13 protein-coding genes are annotated in these 20,407 nt (G+C 69.4%); 4 read left to right on the forward strand and 9 right to left on the reverse strand.

Annotated features, from left to right (window positions below; translation table 11 throughout):
• The first annotated feature begins 29 nt into the window (after positions 1-29).
• Entirely contained in the window at positions 30-1,145 is a 1,116-nt protein-coding gene (locus BM237_RS09430; protein ID WP_093849094.1) for a M48 family metallopeptidase, read from the forward strand.
• On the opposite strand, the gene BM237_RS09435 is transcribed toward BM237_RS09430, so the two are convergent.
• The 9 genes from BM237_RS09435 to BM237_RS09480 form a co-directional block, all read right to left on the reverse strand.
• A complete protein-coding gene (locus tag BM237_RS09435) occupies positions 1,123-2,205 on the reverse strand; it encodes an SCO2583 family membrane protein (RefSeq protein WP_093849095.1) in 1,083 nt (360 codons plus the stop codon). The two genes, BM237_RS09430 and BM237_RS09435, sit on opposite strands and share 23 nt — an antisense overlap.
• 123 nt (positions 2,206-2,328) lie before the next feature.
• The gene (locus BM237_RS09440; RefSeq protein WP_093849096.1) at positions 2,329-3,051 is read right to left on the reverse strand and encodes an SCO2584 family spore wall biosynthesis protein; all 723 of its coding nucleotides are present in this window, start codon (positions 3,049-3,051) and stop codon (positions 2,329-2,331) included.
• A 114-nt stretch (positions 3,052-3,165) separates the two neighbouring features.
• Positions 3,166-4,443: a glutamate-5-semialdehyde dehydrogenase gene (locus BM237_RS09445; protein ID WP_093849097.1), complete on the reverse strand. Its 1,278-nt coding sequence runs from the start codon at positions 4,441-4,443 to the stop codon at positions 3,166-3,168.
• 92 nt (positions 4,444-4,535) lie between these two features.
• Positions 4,536-5,000, reverse strand: coding sequence for a DUF8830 family protein (locus tag BM237_RS09450; RefSeq protein ID WP_425443670.1), 465 nt, complete (start codon positions 4,998-5,000; stop codon positions 4,536-4,538).
• A 200-nt stretch (positions 5,001-5,200) separates the two neighbouring features.
• Positions 5,201-6,319, reverse strand: coding sequence for a glutamate 5-kinase (gene proB / locus BM237_RS09455; RefSeq protein ID WP_093849098.1), 1,119 nt, complete (start codon positions 6,317-6,319; stop codon positions 5,201-5,203).
• A 329-nt stretch (positions 6,320-6,648) separates the two neighbouring features.
• On the reverse strand, positions 6,649-6,891 hold the full coding sequence (locus BM237_RS09460; RefSeq protein WP_139238080.1) for a hypothetical protein: 243 nt from the start codon (positions 6,889-6,891) through the stop codon (positions 6,649-6,651).
• Positions 6,892-7,233: 342 nt separating this feature from the next.
• Positions 7,234-10,416, reverse strand: a complete 3,183-nt coding sequence (locus tag BM237_RS09470; protein ID WP_139238081.1) for an RHS repeat domain-containing protein — start codon at positions 10,414-10,416, stop codon at positions 7,234-7,236.
• 11 nt (positions 10,417-10,427) lie between these two features.
• Positions 10,428-13,595 (reverse strand): SpvB/TcaC N-terminal domain-containing protein, encoded by a 3,168-nt coding sequence (locus BM237_RS09475; protein ID WP_139238082.1) that lies wholly within the window; start codon positions 13,593-13,595, stop codon positions 10,428-10,430.
• Between the two features lie 322 nt (positions 13,596-13,917).
• Positions 13,918-15,045, reverse strand: coding sequence for a phospholipase D-like domain-containing protein (locus tag BM237_RS09480; protein WP_175540943.1), 1,128 nt, complete (start codon positions 15,043-15,045; stop codon positions 13,918-13,920).
• Between the two features lie 341 nt (positions 15,046-15,386).
• Here BM237_RS09480 and BM237_RS09485 point away from each other — a divergent pair, with 341 nt between their 5' ends.
• The 3 genes from BM237_RS09485 to BM237_RS09495 all read left to right on the forward strand — a co-directional run bounded on the left by BM237_RS09485 (position 15,387) and on the right by BM237_RS09495 (position 20,131).
• Positions 15,387-16,508: an acyltransferase family protein gene (locus BM237_RS09485; protein ID WP_093849229.1), complete on the forward strand. Its 1,122-nt coding sequence runs from the start codon at positions 15,387-15,389 to the stop codon at positions 16,506-16,508.
• A 223-nt stretch (positions 16,509-16,731) separates the two neighbouring features.
• Positions 16,732-18,816, forward strand: coding sequence for a glycosyltransferase (locus BM237_RS09490; RefSeq protein WP_093849104.1), 2,085 nt, complete (start codon positions 16,732-16,734; stop codon positions 18,814-18,816).
• A gap of 208 nt (positions 18,817-19,024) precedes the next feature.
• Positions 19,025-20,131 (forward strand): CDP-alcohol phosphatidyltransferase family protein, encoded by a 1,107-nt coding sequence (locus BM237_RS09495; RefSeq protein ID WP_093849105.1) that lies wholly within the window; start codon positions 19,025-19,027, stop codon positions 20,129-20,131.
• Positions 20,132-20,407 lie beyond the last annotated feature (276 nt).

The following is a 20,407-nucleotide window of genomic DNA, read 5'->3' on the forward strand; positions in this document are numbered from 1 at the left end:
GCCCACACCAGACCCGCAGGGGGCGGACCATGACAGACGGCAACGGCACCACCGAGCACCTTCCCGGCCGCGACAGACGGCGTTTCCCGGGGATCTCCTCGCGGGCGTACGAACACCCCGCGGACCGCTCCGCGCTGGTGGCCCTGCGCAAGCTGAGCGGGTTCGACACGGTCTTCAAGACGCTGAGCGGGCTGCTGCCCGAGCGCAGCCTGCGTCTGCTGTTCCTGTCGGACTCGGTCCGGGTGGACGACGCGCAGTTCGCCCACCTGTACGCCATGCTGCGCGACGCCTGCTACATCCTGGACCTGGAGAAGGTCCCGGCGATGTACGTCACGCAGGACCCGAAGCCCAACGCCATGTGCATCGGCCTGGACGAGCCGGTCATCGTGGTGACCACCGGGCTGGTCGAGCTGCTGGACGAGGAGGAGATGCGGGCGGTGATCGGCCACGAGGTCGGCCACGCCCTGTCCGGGCACGCGGTGTACCGGACGATCCTGCTGTTCCTGACCGGCCTGGCCGTCAAGGTGGCGTGGATCCCGCTGGGCAATGTGGCGATCATGGCGCTCGTGACGGCGCTGCGCGAGTGGTTCCGCAAGTCGGAGCTGTCGGCGGACCGGGCCGGACTGCTGGTCGGCCAGGACCTCCAGGCGTCGATGCGCGGTCTGATGAAGATCGCCGGCGGCAACCATCTGCACGAGATGAACGTCGACGCCTTCCTGAAGCAGGCCGACGAGTACGAGTCCTCCGGCGATCTGCGCGACTCGGTGCTGAAGATCCTCAACGTGCTGCCGCGCAGCCACCCCTTCACCACCGTGCGCGCCGCGGAGCTGCGCGAGTGGGCCGCGAGCCGCGACCACCAGCGGATCATGGAAGGCCACTACGACCGGCGCGAGGACGACAAGGACACCTCGGTCTACGAGTCGTTCCGGCAGTCCGCGAGCCACTACTCCGACACCGTGCGCACCAGCAAGGACCCGCTCATGGGCCTGCTGCGGGACCTGGGCGACGGCGCCGGGGACCTGGGCGGGAAGCTGCGCGACCGCTTCGCCGGGCGCGGCGCGGGCGGAACAGGCGGCACGGGCGGCACGGGCGGCAGCGCGAACCGCAAGGGCGACGAGGGCGCTACGGGCGCGGCAGGGAGCTAGGGTCCAGCGTCCCGCACACCGGGCCGTCGCCGCCGCCGCGCACGTACGGGTCGGTGCCGGCCGGGTGGTCGCCGCCGGCACTCTGTCCGGCCGTCAGCGGGCGCAGGGCGTCGTGGGCCCGGGCCGCGCAGGACATCGGCCCGGCCCGCACCTCGCTGCGTTCCACCGTCAGATGCTGGTCGCGCAGGTCCTCGCGGTCGAAACGCAGCCGCAGTTCGCGCCGGACCGTGAACAGCGAGGCGGCCTCCCCGTCCGGACGGGCACCGTCCGCCCCGGCGGGGCGGACGGCGTAGACGAAGACATGGTCGGTGACGATCTCCAGCGCGTCGGCCTCCGTCTCGCGGATCTCCATCGTGCCGCGCACGCGCACCCCCTCGCCGGCAAACTCCGTGTGTCCGGGGGCGAAGCGCACCAGCCAGCCGGTCGCCGCGTGGTGACCGTCGGCCGCGGGCCGCTCGATGCTGCGGTCGAACTGCGCGTGCTGGTCCGGGTCGATCAGTATCCGCACCGGCCGCGTGGTCGCACCGCTCAGCACCTCGGGGTTGAGGGAGCTCTCGACCACGTACTCCTTGGCGACGGCCAGCGCGGCGAGCACCTGGGTGTCGGCGAAGTGGGCGGTGGAGCGGACCGGGGGCAGCGTCACTCCGGCGGCCCCGGTGTAGAACTCCGCCGCCGGGCTGCGTTCGATCAGTCGTGCCGGCCGCCCGCCGGGCACCCTGCTCTCCCCGTCCGGCGAGAGCGGGACGACCGTGCTGCTCATCACCCGCGGCCCCGGCCGGTCCACGGGCTGCTGTTGCTGGACACGGACCCCCGCGTAGACCACGGCGCCGAAGGCGAACACGATCAGCACCGCCAGGACCAGGCCCCGCCACGGCTTCCCGCGCAGCGGCCGGGGCGGGAGGGGGCGGACGGGGTGCTCGCAGTCGGCCAGCCGCTCCCGCGCGGAGAACTCCTGGAGGCGGGCAGCACGGACGAACGACTCGTCGAAGACGGTGGAGCGGTACTCGTCGTCGCCGCCTCCGGAGAAGCCCCGGGGCGGTGGATCTCCAGGCCCGGCCATGTTTCCAGGGTAGATCCGGCGAAGGCCGTCAAACCGACCTGATACCCCTGATGGCGGGAAAAGTCGGACAGAGTCCGCCGGGCGGCCTACCCGGCGCCCGGCGCCCGGCCGGACCGGCGGGCGCTACGTCCGGCCGTCGAGCGAGGACGTGCTGTAGTGGCCGGACAGGGAGGGCAGCGCGCCGGACCGGCCGGCCGGCGGCGGGGCGTCGACCCCACTGGTCGCCGGCGGGGGCTCCGGCGGGGTCTGCTGCCGCTGACCGGAGGCGCCCCGGTGGACGGCGGCGAAGGCCATCGCGACGATGCCGACGCCCATCACCACGGCGAGCACCCAGGCGACCGGCCGCTGCCAGCGGACGTGGCCTCGGTAGGGGCGCGGGGGGCTCCCGTGGGGACCGTCCCGGCCCTCGGCCTCCTCGGTGTACGCGGCGTACCCGGCGTCCTCCGGATACTCGGTGTCCTCCACGTACTCCAGATGGTCGAGGCGGTCGGCGAACTCCAGCCGGCCGTAGCGGTACCGGCCGTGGTCGCCGCCGTCGTCCGCCCCTCCGTCGCGGCCGCCGGCGTCCTCCGCCCCCGCGTCACGGTCGTGTTCGGCGCCCTCGGGATCGTCCCGCCACGGTCCGTAGCCGTACTGGTCGTCGTGCGCGAGGGCCGCCTCGGTCTCGGAGGGGGACTGGGCGGCGGCCATCGTGCGCTCGGCGGCGGTGGGCTCGTGGATCAGGGCGGCACGGACGAAGGACTCGTCGAACACCACGGAGGCGAACGCGTCGTCCGCCGCCGCGCGGTCGCGGTCGTCGGGCTCCTCGCCGCTCTGGTGCGGCTGGCCCCCCACATCCTCCGGCACGGAACCAGCGTAGACCGGCCGGAGGACTTTGGGCAGGGAGAACGGTGATTCGTCTGCTTCGCGCTCCCCGTGCTTCCCGTGCTTCCCGCGGAAACGTGCCGGGGAGCGGCGGGATCAGTCGCGCACGTGCCCCTCGCCCGTGACCACGTACTTCGTCGAGGTCAGCTCCGGCAGGCCCATGGGGCCGCGGGCGTGCAGCTTCTGCGTGGAGATGCCGATCTCGGCGCCGAAGCCGAACTGGCCGCCGTCGGTGAAGCGGGTGGAGGCGTTGACCATGACCGCGGTGGAGTCCACCAGCGACACGAAGCGGCGGGCGGCGGAGGTGTCGGAGGTGACGATCGCCTCGGTGTGGCCGGAGCTCCAGCGGCGGATGTGCTCCACCGCGGCGTCCAGGGAGGGGACCACGGCGGCGGCGATGTCGTAGGAGAGGTACTCGGTGGCCCAGTCCTCGTCCGTGGCGGGCACCACGTCCACGCCGCCCGCCTCGCCCGCCTTCGCCCAGGTCCCGTCGCCGTGGACGGTCACCCCGGCCTTCTCCAGCGCGGCCAGGGCGCACGGCAGGAAGGCGTCGGCGATGCCGGAGTGCACCAGCACGGTCTCGGCGGCGTTGCAGACGCTGGGGCGCTGCGCCTTGGAGTTGACCAGGATCTCCACGGCCGTGTCGAGGTCGGCGTGCTCGTCGACGTAGACGTGGCAGTTGCCGGTGCCGGTCTCGATGACCGGGACGGTGGACTCCTCCACGACCCTCCTGATCAGGGAGGCGCCGCCGCGCGGGATCAGCACGTCCACCAGGCCGCGGGCGCGCATCAGCTCCTTGACGCTGTCGCGGCTCTCGCCGGGCACGAGCTGGACGGCGTCGGCCGGGAGTCCGGCGGAGGCCACGGCGTCGCGCAGCACGGCGACCAGGGCGGTGTTGGAGGAGTACGCGGAGGACGAGCCGCGCAGCAGCACCGCGTTGCCGGCCTTCAGACAGAGCACGGCCGCGTCCACGGTGACGTTGGGCCGGGCCTCGTAGACGATGCCGACCACGCCGAGCGGCACCCGCACCTGGCGCAGCTCCAGGCCGTTGGGGAGCGTGGAGCCGCGCACCACCTCGCCCACCGGGTCGGGCAGGGCCACCACGTCGCGCACATCGGAGGCGATGGCGGCGATCCGCTCGGGGGTGAGGGTGAGCCGGTCGACGATGGAGTCGGCCGTTCCGGCGGCGCGGGCCTTGTCCACATCGGCGGCGTTGGCCTCGACGATCTCGCCGGTACGGGCCACCAGGGCGTCGGCGATCGCGAGCAGCGCGCCGTCACGCGCGGTGCGCGGCAGCGGGGCGAGCGCGGCGGCCGCCTCCTTGGCGCGGCGGGCGGTGTCGGTCACGGGCGAGGTCTGCGATGCGCTGCTCATGCTCCCAGCGTAGCCAGGGCGGGCGGCGTCCATCCCCAGGTCCGCAGTGCGAGACGGGTGGTGCGTCCGTCCCACCGCCGGACGGGACGGGGTCAGAACGGGTGGACGCCCGCCGGTACGGCGGGGTGCGGGCCGTAGCCCTCCGCCACCCGCTGGTGGTACGTCTCCCGGCCGATGACCTCCAGCCCGACGATCTCCCACGGCGGCAGCTTCGCCGACGCCCGGTGCTCGCCCCACAGCCGCAGCGCCACGGCCGCGGCGTCGTGGAGGTCGCGGGCCTCCTCCCAGTAGCGGATCTCGGCGTGGTCGTTGGCGTACCGGCCGGCCAGCAGGAAGGGGTGGTCGTGGGCGAGCCGTTCCAGCGCCCGTCTGACGTCCCGCAACGGCGCCTCGGCCCCGGAGACGCTGAGGGTGACGTGCCACAGTCGCGAGGCGCCGTCGGAGCGGCCCTCCTCCCCGCCGCGGCGGGAACCCGGCTCCGCCGGGCCCCGCAGAGGGCTCCCCGCCCCGTCGCCTCGCTGGGGATACCCCAAGTCGACGCTGGTCAGTCGTCTCACCGGCGGCCTCCCGTGTGGTGCCGAACTCATATGACTGCGCTTGTGCGACTGTGCTGGTGCGGCCGAGTCCCGGAACGTTGTCCCGGCGCGGCCTCCCACAGAAGTGGACCAGTACTCGAGCCGCCGTGTGGCGGTTTTCGGGAAGCTGTCCGTTGAAAGGCTGACCCGAGGGCTCCTTCAAGATGCCGTCGAAGGTGCCGTCAGTGGCGCAGCAGGACCAGATCGTCGCGGTGGACGACCTCCCTCTCGTACGCGGGTCCGAGCTCGCGGGCCAGGTCGCGGGTGGAGCGGCCGATCAGCCGGGGGATCTCGCGCGCGTCGAAGTTGACCAGCCCGCGGGCGACGGCCCGCCCTGCGGCGTCCCGCAGCTCGACCGGGTCGCCCGCGGAGAACTCGCCCTCGACCCCGGCCAGCCCGGCGGGCAGCAGCGAGGTACGCCGCTCCACCACGGCCCGTACCGCGCCGTCGTCCAGCACCAGCGCGCCGCGCGGGGCGGAGGCGTGGGCCAGCCACAGCAGCCGGCCGGCGGAGCGGCGGCCGGTGCGGTGGAAGTAGGTGCCCACGGGCCGCCCGGCGAGGGCGTCGGCGGCGCGGGTGGCGGAGGTGAGCACCACGGGGACGCCGGCCCCGGCGGCGATCCGGGCCGCCTCGACCTTGGTGACCATGCCCCCGGTGCCGACCCCGGCCTTCCCTGCGCTGCCGATCTCCACCCCGTCCAGGTCGTGCGGGCCGCGCACCTCCTCGATGAGGGAGGTGCCGGGGGTGGCCGGGTTGCCGTCGTAGAGGCCGTCGACGTCGGAGAGCAGGACCAGCAGCTCGGCGCGGACGAGGTGGGCGACCAGCGCGGCCAGCCGGTCGTTGTCGCCGAAGCGGATCTCGTCGGTGGCGACGGTGTCGTTCTCGTTGACGATCGGCACCGTGCCCATGGCCAGGAGCTGGTCGAGGGTGCGGTAGGCGTTGCGGTAGTGCGCGCGGCGGCTGGTGTCGTCCGAGGTCAGCAGCACCTGGCCGACGCGCCGGCCGTAGCGGGCGAAGGAGGCGGTGTAGCGGGCCACCAGCAGGCCCTGGCCGACGCTGGCGGCGGCCTGCTGGCGGGCGAGGTCGCGGGGCCGCTTGTCCAGTCCCAGCGGCGCCAGTCCGGCGGCGATGGCGCCGGAGGAGACCAGCACGATCTCCTTGCTGTCCTCGTCCTCCGGGGCGCCGAGGTGTCTGGCCACCACGTCCACCAGCGCGTCCACCCGGTCGGCGTCCAGCCCGCCGGCGGCCGTGGTCAGCGAGGACGACCCGATCTTCACCACGATCCTGCGGGCGTCTCGCACATCCCGCCGAAGGCCCTGCTCTGCCGCTGCCACCTGCGCCGTCCCCTGGGTGTGATCTCTCGTCCGGTCGCTGTGCAATCTACGCGAGCCCCACCCCGCCCCGCCCGCCCGTTCCGCGGGGCCATGCTCGTGCTGCGCCGATTCCGCCACCTCAGCCGTGTTCACCCGCTTCGCCGGAAACACCCGCTCCCCGGTCGCACCCGACGGTTCCCCCTCGTGGATCCCCGACGTCGGCCCCGGCTCCACCTCCGACATCACCACCGGCGGGCACTGCGGTACGCCGCTCTCGGCCCAGTCGCATCGGAGCCATCAGTCAAACCACTCCCTCCTCAGAGGAAACCGGGAATGACCATGGCCGAGAAAGTCTGACCGGCCTCACGGGCGAGCAGTGCGATGGCCAACGCCCCGAAGATGATCCAGCCAACGGCAACGGCCCTGACCAGCCCCGGACCGAGTCCGGTACTCAGAATCGCCTTCCTGAATCGATCCGCTCTGCCATTCGGGCTCCACAGCACAAAAACACCCAAAGGGAGAAACATTCCCATAGCAATCAGGAAGCAGACAAGCATCACATCACCAAGAGCATAAAGAATGCGGCGGCAACCGCGAACCCAACACCCATGCACAGAGCTCCGAAAAACCTGACCATCCTATAAGGCATGGAATTACGGTGATCCACTCGCCCGGGGGCGACATATGCACCCGACATCAGATCCGCGGCCCCAAAATAGTTTCTCCTGATAGAGAGCCCCATGAGGAAAAAGATAAGACCGAAAACGAGCATCACGGAAGGTCCTCCAGGTTCTCTCCTCGGGCGTCGAGGACAAGGGACGGAAGAATAAACACCCCGCCCTCGACACTCGAGAAATCAATATTGAATTCCACCCCAGATTATCGGGTGCAGCATCTCGCTTCTACCAAGTCCAGGTCCAGGTGTGGTTCACTCCAATTTCCGCTCCAGCCTCAATTCCCACTCCTCCGCCGGTAGTAGTCGCCCAGACTGGTTCCTGTGCAGCGTTGCGGACCAAACTTCCGTCCAGGTTGAAGGCGTTTTCATGATTGGCAACCAGGCCTCCATAGTAATGCGCAGAGACTTCTTTGTCCCAGCCCCAACCCGCGAGCTGCCCCATATCGTCGGCGTTGCTCTGCAGGTATGACACATCACCCGACATCCCTGACCCGACCGCGGAGATTCCGGCCGATCCACTCATACCGAAATCCCAGGATCCGTCCGGCGCCTTAGTCGCGAGAAAGCAGAGCTCGAGAGTTCCCATGGCATACACCCCGCCAGATCCACTGATGCAGCCGCCATGAGTGTTCACATCAGTATCGATGCCAATCACATCGAACACCTTCCCAAGAATGGACTGGGAGCCGGTGCTTCCTTCCGGGACATCAATCTTGGGCGGCGCCAGCTTCTGTGCCGAAGCCGGCCCGGAGGGTATGGTCACGACCGTGATCGGCGGACGGGGCGGTTGATAGCCACCCACCACTCCCACCTCCAGTGGTCCACGCTTTCCGCAGCGGCACACCTGCCCCCGATCCTCGTACGTCACCGTGCGCCTGGGAGCATCCAGCACGCTGTGATCGCCGGGGCTGCGGCTGGTGCCGTCTTCCTTGTATTCACAGGAACCGCCACCGCAGCCGTAGTCCAGGCCACTGGGATCGGAAAAGGCCACGGGGTTGTTGACCGAGTAGCTGTAGGAGCTGAGGTTCTGGGGGTCGTAGGGGGTGACCAGCTCGTCGGGGCTGAGGAAGCGGCCGAGGGCGGCATCGTACATACGGGCACCGAGGATGGACAGTCCCGTGGCGTCGTCCTCCGGCTTGCCGAGGAAGCCGCGGTCGGTTTCGGCCGGGAGGGACGCCTCGCCCCGCTGGTCGCCGAAGGGGGTGTAGCGGCGCCGGGTGACCACTCCGGTGGCGGCCAGGATCATCAGCTGGGTGGACGCCTGGCCGTCGCTCATCAACCAGACGAGTACGCCATCCTCCTCCGTGTCGCTGGGAGTGCGCATCGCGACGACCGTGTCGCCCGCGCTGTAGTAGCGGGTGGCCTGAGCGGCGGTGGTCGCAGCCGACGCGCGCAACTCGTGGTCGTCGAGGTAGAGCACCTTCTCGTTCGCGCTGCTCCGCATCAGGACGTTGCCCGCCACGTCGTAGACATAGGTGGACACCTCGTCGCCGCCGGCCTTCTTCTGCGTGATCCGCGACACGCGGTTCTGGCCGTTCCAGTCCAGTTCGGATGTGACGCCCTCGACGGTCCGGGAGGTCATCTGCCCGGCTCCGTTGTAGACGAAGGTGTCATCCCCGGCCTGGGTGACCGCGTGCGGGCGGACCGAGTCGGGCCCGGAGGCGGCATAGGCGTACTGCCTGGTCGAGGACCCCGCCCCGGTGGTATCGGTCACCGACGCGATGTTGCCGATCACGTCGTAGGTGTACTCCGTCCGGTACGGATCAGGCCCTGCGCCGAAGTCGGTGTTCGGGGTGGTGCCGGTCGCGCACTCCGTGCCGGAACCGGTGGTCCAGGCCGCGGTGAGGCGGTTGAGCTTGTCGTAGCGGAAGCACTCCCGCTGCTGGGTGATCGCGTCGGTGACGGAGGTGGTCACCCCCGAGTCGTTACGGGTGTAGATGTCGTCCTGTGCCAGCCCGTTGCCGGCGCTGGTGTTGGTCCTGACCGTCAGCAGCGCACCGGTTCCGTTGGCGTCGTCGTAGGTGTAGGCCCGTGACGCGGTCCCGACGGTCGTGTCCGTCGTGCCGTAGGTCCGCTCCGTCAGCCGGGCCAGGTTGTCGTAGGCGGTTCGGGCGACGTATGTGACCAGCCCGCTGCTCAGAGCGGAGATCTGTCCCTGTGCGGTGTAGTCGGTCCGGACCGTCTCGGCGGGGAGCCCGCCCACGGCCGGGTAGTCGATCGCGGTGACGTGGTCGGCCGCGTCATAGTGCAGCCCGGTGGTGTAGGCCCCGGCCAGCACACCGGCCTCGGAGGGCACGGTGAGCGTCTTGGCGGTCGGCCTGCCCCGCCCGTCGTACCCGGCGACGGCGGTGGTGTACGCCGCTCCGCCCGCGTACGACGCGGACGCGGCCGGCAGGCCCTTGCCTCCCGGCGCCGTGTCGTAGGTGTACGTCGCCAGCACCGTGGTGCCCTGCTTCACCTCGACGGGCCGGTTCAGCACGTCGTAGGTGGTGGTCACGGTCACGCCGTTGCCGTCGGTGGTGCTGGTGACGTTGCCGTTGTCGTCGTAGACCGCCTGCGAGGCGCCCCCATCCGGGTCGTCGGTGTTCACCCGCTGTCCGGCCCAGTCGTACCCGTAGGTGGTGACGTTTCCGAGCGCGTCCGTGATCTTCCTGAGTTCGTCCTTGCGGGTGTAGGTGTACCTCGTCGTGTGGGAGGTGGCACCGTTGTGCTCCACCACCTTCACGGTGCGTCCGTAAACATCGGTGTAGGTGTCCGTCCAGTCACCGGCCGGCGGAATCACCCGGGTCATGTCGCCGTAGTAGGCCGTCTCGGTACGCTGGGCGGTCTGGTTGACACCGTTCACCTGGATCTTGGCGAGTGTGGTGCGGCCGGCCCAGTCGACGACCACATCCTTGTAGGACGGAAGGTCGACCACCGCGGGCAGGACCATTCCCGAGCCTGCTTCGCCTGAGTTGTAGAACGCCGACGAGGTGCCCGTCACATTTCCGGAGGAGTCGTAGCGGGTCGAGACCACGTTCCGTCCCGTCCCGCCGGGGGCCGGGCTCTGAGCCTCACGCACCTGTCCGAGACCGTCGCTGTAGACGTACGAGGCCAGGTAGGTGGAACCCGACTGCAGAGTCTTGGAGGTGATCTTCGTCGGCCCGGCCACCACGTCGGGCACGTTCGAGCCGTTGGTCCGCGTCGGGATCTCGTAGCCGAAGACCAGCGACGCGTTCCCGTCCGGGTAGTCGGGCTCCTCGGTCGGCTTCCAGACCTTCAGCGTCCGCCCGGCCGCGTCCAGGTCGATGCGTGTGGTGTTTCCATTGGCGTCCACGGTCTTCCACGGACTGCCCCAGAATCGGGACGTCCAGGTGGTGGAGGACATCGCCGTCTTCGGGCCGGCGCCATCCGGGTCCGGTCCGGTCACCGTCACACCGTTCAGCGGCCACGATGTCGCGGGGAGTACGCGGTGGTGGTCGGGTTGCCGTTGGCGTCCCACGCCTTGACCACACGTCCGGCGTCGTCGAACTGCTTCTTCTCCACACGGTGCTTGTCCGCGGCCGTGTAGGTGTGCACCTCGGTCGGGTTGCCGTCGACGGGCTTGTTGGCGTCCTCGCTGGTGGCGCCGTCGTACAGGGTGACGGTGAAGCCGTTCATGTTGGTCGCCGTGTCCCTGGAGGAGCACGTCACCGAGTATGTGCGCACCTCGTCGACGAGGACCGTCCAGCGCTGCGTGCCCGTGCTGTCCAGGGTGTCGGTGTTGTAGGCGCGGCCGTAGGTGGTGCAGCGGTTGTCCGCGACGCCGGTCTCGCCCCACTCGTCCAGCCGCAGGGGCAGGCCGTACTTCCAGCTCGGGGTCTCCGCCGCGTCGTAGTCGTTGACGACCACGCTCTCCCGCCATGTGGAGTCGTTGTCGGACGAGGTCGAGATCCGCTTGCGCGTCGTGGTCTTCTGCTCCCTCACGAAGCGCGCGTCCGGCAGACCGACGTACTGGGCGGTGTTATGGGTCCAGTACTCATGCAGCACCCGCTCGTGCGACTCGTCGTCCTGGTCCCGCTTGCTGAGCTGGAGTTCCCTGCCCGCCAGCCAGGCGTGGTCGGTCCACTCCTTGCCCCAGGAGTCGGTGATCTTCACGCTCCGCCTGGCCGAGGAGTCGGTCTTGGAGGTGCGGTCGCCGTCGAGTCCCCGGTACATCCAGTGGTAGGAGGAGTGCCGGTTCTCGTTGGCCCCGGAGGTGATGCGCACCTCCCGGTAGCCGCGCCAGTCCGACCAGGTCTCGTCCTCGTCCTCGGTCAGCGGGTCGTTGCTGAAACGCCAGCCGGCGCCGCCGAAGTAGTCGTAGGTGGTGGTCTGGTTCGGCGCCCCGTCCGCGTCGGTGCCCTGCCCGACGCCGGGATCGACGACGACCTTTTTGACGACGAACTTCTTGAACCAGCCGGTCTTCTCCGTCTCGCTTCCCTCGGGAACCCACTTCTGCCAGAAGCATTCCTGGGTGTTCGACGACTGGGACGGGAGGTCGGCCGCGTCGCACTGCCGGGCCGCGCTCGCGTGACCGTACGTCACGTTCACCACGGCGCCCAGGTCGCCGTGGACCTGGTTGACCCTGCGGAAGTTGAGTTCCCCGGAGCCGACCTGGTTGTCGATGTCGATGCCGTTGAAGTTGATGACCGGCAACGTGATGTTCGGGTCGTTCCCGTAGGCCTTGCGCTGGATGTAGTCCAGCCAGAGCGTCTTGCCGATGGTTCCGGGCGGATTGGGCATGCCGTACTTCAACTGGTACTGCATGACCAGGTCGTTCGAGGCGGCGTTGTTGTCCTGGACGTAAGTCTTGATGTCCCACAGCATGTCGCGCATGAAGAACGTCGGGTAGTACGTCTTGCCCGCGCACTCGTAGTCGGCCGTGGTGCCGTCGCAGAGCAGGTCGAGCGGGACGTCCGGGTACGACTCCGGGCTGGAGTCGATGGTCGGGCAGGCCGGGACCGCGTTGTCCAGCGGGTTGTCCTCGGTGGTGCGCTCCACACACCGGTTCACGTGCGAGAGTTCGACCCACGCGGGCAGCTGCGCGCCGGGGATCTGGGACGACCAGCCGTACTCGATCTTCTTCAGGTAGCCGGCGTTGTGGTAGGCGCGGGGCTTGTCCGCGGCCGCGACCGAGCGGTAGTGGTTGGTCTCCCGGTCGTAGAGGTAGGCCGTCTCCACCTCATTGGCGTCCACCATGCGGTCCAGGCCCCAGCGCCAGGTCTGCAGGCACGGCTCGGGGAACTGGCCGTGGCAGGGCTCGCCCGCGTCGTCACCGATCACCGGCACCTTCAGCGCCGAGTTCGTCGCCGCGCCGGTCCGCTGGGACTTGCCCCATCCGAAGTAGTAGCGCGAGCCGTCCTGGTGGGAGATGACCCAGTAGTCCTTGGTCCAGTCGTCCGCGTCGTGTGTCAGCCGCTGCACCCGCCAACCCGGGTCGTCCTGGACGTGGTACGAGCCCGTGCCGGTGTTGTCCTGGACCAGGTTCGAGGACACGCCGTCGAGGTTGATGACGTACACCGCCCCGGAGGGCTCCTCGACCGAGTTGGGCGAGTCCCAGCACAGATCGCCGAAGGTCGGGTGCCCGTCCTGTGTGCAGTTCTTGTAGCGGCGCTCGATGAAACCGACGTTCAGGTCCCAGCCCATGCCCGTCCAGGACGACTGGTTGTTGGAGGCGGAGGTGCGGCCGTCCACGTTCTGCGAGTTGTACCGCAGCGCCAGTTCGGGGGCCTCGCCCATCGGCGGCCGGGGCAGCTGGATCGGCACCGAGTAGGTGAACGCGCCCGAAGCCGTCGAGACGTCCCATGAGCTCGCCTGGTTGAGCGGTGTCGCGCGGTAGTCGCCCTCGTCCGACGACGAGCCCGTGGTCAGCGTGTACACGCTGCCGGAAGAGGCGCTTGCCGCGGACAGCGTCTGGGTGGAGGGGCCGGAGGTGTCCGGATCCGCCTGCACCGTCGCGGTCAGGGTCCCGTCCTCCACGTCGTTGGCGGCGGGTATGTACTCGCGCTCCGCGCACTTCTTCGCCCGGGGCGTCGTCAGGGCGCAGGCGGGCATCCTCAGCAACCGCAGACGGCCCGCGAAGTCGCCGCCGTAGGCGTGGCGGAACGACGAGTAGTCGATCGACACCTCGATCGCCTTGGGGTCGTCGCTCTTGTCGGCCCGGGTCAGCCTGACCCCGAGCCCCAGGCCGCCGGCGGGGGCGACCGCCTTGCGGTCGAGTACTCGGACCTCCACCTTCGGGGGTACCGACTGCTGTCCGGGGACCACGGACCTCACCGGTGCCAGGGAGACCACGGCGGCCTTCGCGTCGTCGCTCCTGGCCGATGGGTCGACGGCCTTGCCCGAGGGTGACACGGCAAGTGGTTCACCGGCCTTGGTCTCGGCGAGGTCCACCACCGCCTCCGTCGCCTTGGGCCACACCGGCGCCGGGACCTTCTCCGTGGTCGGCTCCGCCCGCTGGGCCGGCGGCCTGCCGTCCGCCTGTACGGGCACGCTGGGCAGGTCCTCGCCCCCCTCCAGCGCCGCCACGGGGACCGCGAACGTCACCACGGACACCAGCCCGGCCAGCATCGCTCCCGACAAGGACATCGCGAGAGAACGCGACCTCGCCAACACAGCCCCACCTCTGAAGTCACGGCGGCCGGCGAAGGCGCACCACTGGTCATTTTGGCATGCACATGACATGCGGACACACAGAGGAGGCCACACATCGATCACACGCTCATCACAGGACTCCGGCACCCTACACACGCCATGCCCACCCTGCCGAGATCATCAAAAGCGGCATAACGGCTGGCGGGGGGCAGATCGTTGGAACGTGCAATGGAGTCGGGACGGCATCGCCCCGAAAGGCCGTGGTGTGTCCGCGAAGTCCACGGACACACCACGGAGTACGAGGAAACGGATCCGGTCAGCTCTTGCAGGCCGCCGTGTCGTCGGCCGTGCCGGGCACGGCGGCACCGCGGACATCGGTGAAGTTGGCCAGATAGGCCGCGTAGACCGTATCGCTGTTGATCTTCATGATCGTCTCGTCGTTGTAGCGCAGCCCGCTGTAGGTGTAGTTCGCGCTGCCGGTCCACACCACCTTGTCGCGCTTCCCCGCGTACCAGCCGTCTATGAGCATGTACTTGGAGTGGACGACCCTGCTCGGCGTTCCGCTGTCGCCGTCGTCGTCGTGGTCGTAGCAGCGGAGCACGGGGCCTCCGCTGGCGTGCAGGGCGTTCCAGGAGTCGGCACTCGTGTTGCTGTACACGATGTCGACGGTGCAGCCCGCCCGGCGCAGTTCCACCAGTCTGTTCGCCACTCCGACACGCGTGAGGGTGAACATCGCCAGACGGATCCCGGTCTTGTGTGTTCCGGAGCCGTCGGTCCAGGAACACTCGACGTTGTCGAGCACGCCCAGGATGGTGTCCCCGCTGGAGCGCGGGAAGAAGTAGACCTTCTCCACTCCCGCGGACGTGCTGCTGTAGCTCCAGTTCGCGGCGTCCTTCGCCCTGAGCCTGCCGAAGTAGCTCACGTACGCGTTGTACAGGGTGTGGTTGCCGGAGACCGTGGTGGCACTGTTCCAGAGCTTGTCGTAACTGGAAGGCGTCAGGTTCGAGGAGGTCTGCACGACCACCTCGCGCCGGCTGCCGTCCGCCACGCTGGAGAAGAGCGCGAACTTGTTGTGGTTGATGCCGCTGTGCGTCTGATCTCCGAGGCAGGATCTGCCCGCGGGGCACAGCGTGACGAAGGAGCTCTGGCCGGTGTCGGTGCCGAGCGCGTCGGCGAGGATGGTGTAGGAGCTGTCGGCGTAGGAACTGCTGCGGCTCGACTCGTCCAGGACCACCTGGACGTTCACCCCCCTGGCAGGGTCGGTGTGCGCCGCCGCCAGGGCCCGCGCCACCGTGTGGCTCCAGAGGTGGTAGAAGGAGACGCGGATGGTCGAGCCGGGGTCCGCCGCCTCCGTCAGATCGACGATGTGGTCGCGGATGACCGTCTGCTCCGCGCGGACCGCGCTGAAGGGGTCATTGAAGATCGACTCATTGCTCGCGGCCATCGCCGGCGGGGCGCCGACAAAAAACAGAGCCGCACTGACGGCCGAAGCCAAAAAGCTCCGTACGAGGCGTCTTCGCACTTTTCTTCGCGGCGTTATGCGCACGCTTTTCCCTTCTGCCCGCTTTGGGGTCGATTCACCTTCCGTGAGGTCAGCCGTTCCAGGCCCGCACGGTCTCGGCGACCCGGAGATCATGACAGGTACGCGTCGAAGATCAAGGCGATCCGCGACGGGCAGGTGAAGAACCTGGGGGCATTTGCGCTTCGCGGCGAGCCGTCACAGACTGACCGGCATTATCGTCATACCGACCACCCCCTGGTTGTGCCCGCCACTTGGGAGGAAGGATTCGCGTGAGTCAGGTTTCGCCAGCCGCCCCCGTCACCCCGGACGCCACACCCCGGGTCGAAGGGGTCCGCCCCCAGGAACGCGACGCCTTCTTCGACAACGCGAAGTTCCTGGCCATCGTGCTGGTCGTCGTCGGGCACTCGTGGGAGGCCCTGCGCGACGAGAGCCGGGTCATGGCGGCGGGCTACCTGCTGCTGTACGCGTTCCACATGCCCGCCTTCACCATCATCTCGGGCTACTTCTCCAGGGGCTTCGCGTTCCGGCCGCGCCAGATCCAGCGGCTGTTCAGCGGGGTGGTCGTGCCGTACATCGTCTTCGAGACCGCGCTCAACCTGTTCCGCGCCTGGAACACCGGCGAGGAACTGAAGATCACACTGCTCTACCCCTGGTACCTCACATGGTTCCTGATGGCGCTGTTCATCTGGCGGCTGACCACTCCCCTGTGGCGTCAGATGCGGCACCCGTTCACGGTCTCGGTGATCGTCTCCGCGGCCGCCACGGCCTCACCGGACATCGGCGGCGATCTCTCCCTCCAGCGGGTGCTTCAGTACCTGCCGTTCTTCGTGTTGGGCCTGCGCCTGGAGCAGCGCCACTTCGAGACGCTGCGGGACCGGCGACTGCGGTCGCTCGCACCCGCCGTCCTCGCCCTGGGGGCCCTGGCGGCCTACTGGGCCGTGCCCCGGATGAACCCGGACTGGTTCTACCACCGCTACGCGGCCCAGGAGCTCGGCGTTCCCGGCTGGGTCGGCGTACTGATGGCGCTGGGGATGCTCGGCTGCTCCCTGTTGCTGAGCGCCGCCTTCCTGAGCCTGACGCCCTCGCGCCGCACCTGGTTCACGGCGCTCGGCACCGGAACGCTGTACGCGTACCTGCTGCACGGCTTCCTGGCCAAGGGGGCGCACTACTGGGACTGGTACGAGGGCGACTTCGCGAACAGCCCGGCGGGCATCCTCCTCATCACCGCCGTCGCGGCCGCGGTGGCCGTGGCGCTGACCACGCCGCCGGTGGTCAAGGCCTTCCGCTGGGTCATGGAACCGCGACTGGACTGGTTCCTCACCCCGGCGTCCCCGGAGAAGACGAAGACGGGGAACGCACCGCGCGGCGCCGCGCCCGGTTCCTGACCCGGACCCACAACACGGAACATTCCACCCGTTTCGGGCGCGGGCCCGTCTCGCGCCCGCCCTCACCGCGGCAGTGAACCTTCCTGGCCAACCCGGAAGAGTGTTCGTACAATCTTCCGACCCCCGATCGGCCATCCGGGTGAAGACCCGACGGCCGGTCCAGCGCGATCCTCGTCGGCGGGAGGAGGGAGCGCACACCGCCGTACGAGTGGAGTCAACAGCCGTGTCCGTTCCCGACGTCACCGTCATCATCGGCGCCTACAACGCGATGCCCTATCTCACCCGTTGTGTCACCTCGGCGGTGGAGCAGACCATAGGCCACCACCGCATGGAGATCATCGCGGTCGACGACGGGTCCACGGACGGCTCCGGCGAGGAACTCGACCGGCTGGCCGCCGAGCACGGCACCGTGCTGGAGGTGGTCCACCAGGAGAACTCCGGAGGGCCGGCCGGCCCCCGCAACGTCGGTCTCGACCACGCCGGGGGCCGCTACGTCTTCTTCCTGGACGCCGACGACTACCTCGGTCCGGAGGCGCTGGAGCGGATGGTCGCCGCCGCGGACGCCAACTCCTCCGACGTCGTGCTCGGCAGGATGGTCGGGGTCGGCGGGCGCAGAGCACCCACCGCGATGTTCAAACGCGGCGAGGGCCGCACGGACGTCTTCTCCTCCCGTGTGTACTGGACGCTCAACCCGATGAAGCTCTTCCGCCGGGATCTCGTCGAACGGCTGGGGCTGCGCTTCCGCCCGGAGCTGAAGGTCGGCCAGGACCAGCCCTTCACCGCGACCGCCTACCTCAACGCGGCCGCCGTCTCCGTGGTCGCCGACTACGACTGCGTCTACTGGGTCGCCCGCGAGGACGGCGGGAACAACACCGCCGTGGTACGCGGCACCGAGATGCGGCTGCGCTTTCTGTCCGCCATGCTCGAACTGGTCGGCGAACACGTCGCCCCCGGCCCCGACAGGGACCACCTCCTGCACCGCCACTTCTCCGCCGATCTCCGGGAGACCCTCAACCACCTGGCCCGGGAGGCCCACCGGGAGGACCAGCAGAAGGCGTTCGCCAGGCTCCGTGAACTGCTGGCCACCTGGTACGGCGACGGCGTAGCCCGGCGGCTGTCCGCCATCGCCCGGTTGCGCTGCCACCTCATCGAACACGGCATGCTCGACGAGCTGCTGGAACTGCTGCGTTACGAGCGGGCCCGGGGCGCGGTCAGCTACGGGCTCAAGGCCGCTTCCGGCGAGGCGGCCGAACCCCTCACCACTCTCGTGGAAGGCGACAGGGTCTACGCCCGGTACCCCTACTTCCGCGATCCGGTGGCGGCCGTACCCGACCACGTCTATGACATCACCGACGACGTGCGAGCCCGCCACCGCGTCGACAGCGTCACCGTCAAGGACGGTGTTCTCCGTATCACCGGCCATGCCCACCTGCGGAAACTGAGCTGCCGGGAGCTGGAGACCGAACTCGTGCTGCGCAGCCGTTCGGGGGAGGCCGAGTACCGGACGGCCGTCACCGCGGTCCCCGCTCCCGAGCTGGCCGAGCTGGGGGAAGCGGACGACTTCGGGTACCCCCTGTCCGGCTTCGAGGCCGAGGTCGACCTGGCCGGGGCCGCCGACGGTGAGCCGCTGGGCAACGGGATATGGGACGTTGCCCTGCGACTGCGCGCCCAGGGCATGACCAGGACGACACGCATAGGCGGCACCCGCGCCCCGTCCGTCCGGAAGAAGCCGCTGACCCGTGTAATACGCACCGGTCCGGCGAAAGCGTCCGCGCTGACCGTCTACTTCTCCAGGGGACGGGGACATCTGGCCCTGGACGTCGGAGAGAACAAGCACCGTGTACTGAGGCATCTGAGCCTCACGGATCTCGCCTGGTCCCCCGCCTCCGCCGCGGAGTTGCGCGTGGGTGTGCGCTGCACGGTCGCCGGGCTTCCCGCCGACGCGCTCAGCGTCTGCCTGACCGGCTCCGACGGCACCACTCACCGCTTTCCCGCGGTCCGCGACCACGGCTCGGGCCGCCATGCCTTCCTGGCCCGGGTGGATCTCGCGGCGGCACACCGGGCCGGCCTGACAGCGGCCGGCGCCTGGTCCGTCGACGTCCGCCTGGATGTGGCCGATCTCTCCTGGCGGCTGCCCCTCACCCCTCCGGGTGGCCTCGGCCCCGCCCGGTGGCGGCGGCGTGCCATGACATGGTGTGCCGAGCCGGCCCCCGGCGAGGCACTGGTGCTGAACATCAGGAAGGAAGGGCTGCTCAGAAGGGTCGGGGCCGATGACGCCGGGCGCATGTCCCCGGTGAACCAGGGCTGAAAGAGCCTGAAAGAGAGGGCGGATGTCCTCCGAGATCCCTCAACTACCCTGCCATGTAACCTTTTGTACAATCCAGGGGCACTCTCATATCATCCGATCTTCGGTTTATCCCTCCTGTGCATCTCGCGCAGAGATCCCGCAGAACACCGGGTGGGCTTCCCGAGGCCGCTGCCCGCCCCTGCCCAGCTCACGGAAGATTGCTGACCTGATGGACATACCACCCCTCTCCGAAGTGCGCCGTCTCACCGAGAAGAAGCGTGACGCCTGGTGGACGGTGCTGCTCGTCGACCCCGTGGCCACGCCCCTGGTCCGGTGGACGGCGAAGTGGACCCGGGTGACACCGAACCAGATCACCTGGGGGGCACTCTTCCTCGGTCTCGCCGCCGCCGCCTGCTTCGCGCGCGGCGACTGGAAGTGGCTGCTGATCGGGGCCGGGCTCTACCACCTGAGCTTCATCCTGGACTGCATGGACGGCAAGCTCGCCCGGCTCACGGGGAGGGGCTCGGAGTTCGGCGGCTGGCTGGACTACGTGTTCGACCGAGTGCGGGTGCTGATCTGCGCCGTCGCGCTGATGGGCGGCCAGTACTCCCGCACCGGGGAGGTGGCGTACGTCTGGCTGGCTCTCGTGGTGGTCTTCCTGGACGCCCTGCGCTACCTGGACGCACTCCAGATCTTCAAGGTGCGCCACAGCATGCGCAAGAAGATCAAGGCCCGCGCCAAGGCCAGCCGGCGGGCCGCCCAGGCACTGATGACCGCCGAGGAACTGGAGCGGGACCGCGAGCGGGAGCGGCGGGAGCAGGAGCGGGAGAACGACGGCGACGAGGAGCAGGGAGTCGCCTTCATGGAGGACCTCCTCCGCGACAACCCCACGGCCGACCTCGACAACGACCCCGGACAGGACGACCCGGACACCGGAGCCGAGGACGGCGCGCAGGCCCGGCCCAAGGAGAAGAAGGTCGTCGACCTCCACGTGGAGTTCAAGAGCCGGTTCCCCTGGTACGGCCGCTTCCGCACCTTCCTGCTCCGGCACCGCATCCGCACCCACCTGGTGAGCGGTATCGAGTTCCAGATGGCCGTCTTCATCGTGGGCCCGATCTTCGCCGCGGTCATGCCCGTGACCATCGCGGCGGGCGCCCTGCTGATGGCGTTCGAGCTCGCGATCATCTACAAGCTTCTGCTGTCCACCAGGGACTTCGAGCGCACGCTGGCCTCCTACTCGGTCCCCGAGGCCCCCGCCGGGCTCCCGGTGCAGCCCGGCAGCCCGGCGGAGGAGAACCTCTCCTCGCAGGACAACGCGACGGCCGGACGCCAGTAGGCCGTCGGCAAGCACAGCGACGCCGTGTGGGGCGGCACCCGGAGAACTCTCCGGGTGCCGCCCCACACGGCGTTGTGCGCGGTCCTCGCCGGGTCTCGCCATCCAGGCCCGCCGAGGACGGCAAGGACGGCGAGGACGACAGAATTACGGACATGTGGGACATAATTCGGTAACAGCCGTCAAGCGCTCGGCAGCGTGCCACTCCGCCGTTTGAACACCGTTCCGGAGAGCATCCGATGACGGAGGTGCCGGCAGAGCAAGACGGCCAACCCGAAC

The sequence above is a fragment of the Streptomyces mangrovi genome (assembly GCF_900114215.1).
GTDB lineage: Bacteria > Actinomycetota > Actinomycetes > Streptomycetales > Streptomycetaceae > Streptomyces > Streptomyces barkulensis.

What these genes read in the sequence shown, in the direction of transcription:
- BM237_RS09430 (WP_093849094.1), top strand. Translation starts at nt 30, where the DNA reads ATGACAGACGGCAACGGCACCACCGAGCACCTTCCCGGCCGCGACAGA.
- BM237_RS09435 (WP_093849095.1), bottom strand. Translation starts at nt 2,205, where the DNA reads ATGGCCGGGCCTGGAGATCCACCGCCCCGGGGCTTCTCCGGAGGCGGC.
- BM237_RS09445 (WP_093849097.1), bottom strand. Translation starts at nt 4,443, where the DNA reads ATGAGCAGCGCATCGCAGACCTCGCCCGTGACCGACACCGCCCGCCGC.
- BM237_RS09475 (WP_139238082.1), bottom strand. Translation starts at nt 13,595, where the DNA reads ATGTCCTTGTCGGGAGCGATGCTGGCCGGGCTGGTGTCCGTGGTGACG.
- BM237_RS09480 (WP_175540943.1), bottom strand. Translation starts at nt 15,045, where the DNA reads ATGGCCGCGAGCAATGAGTCGATCTTCAATGACCCCTTCAGCGCGGTC.
- BM237_RS09495 (WP_093849105.1), top strand. Translation starts at nt 19,025, where the DNA reads ATGGACATACCACCCCTCTCCGAAGTGCGCCGTCTCACCGAGAAGAAG.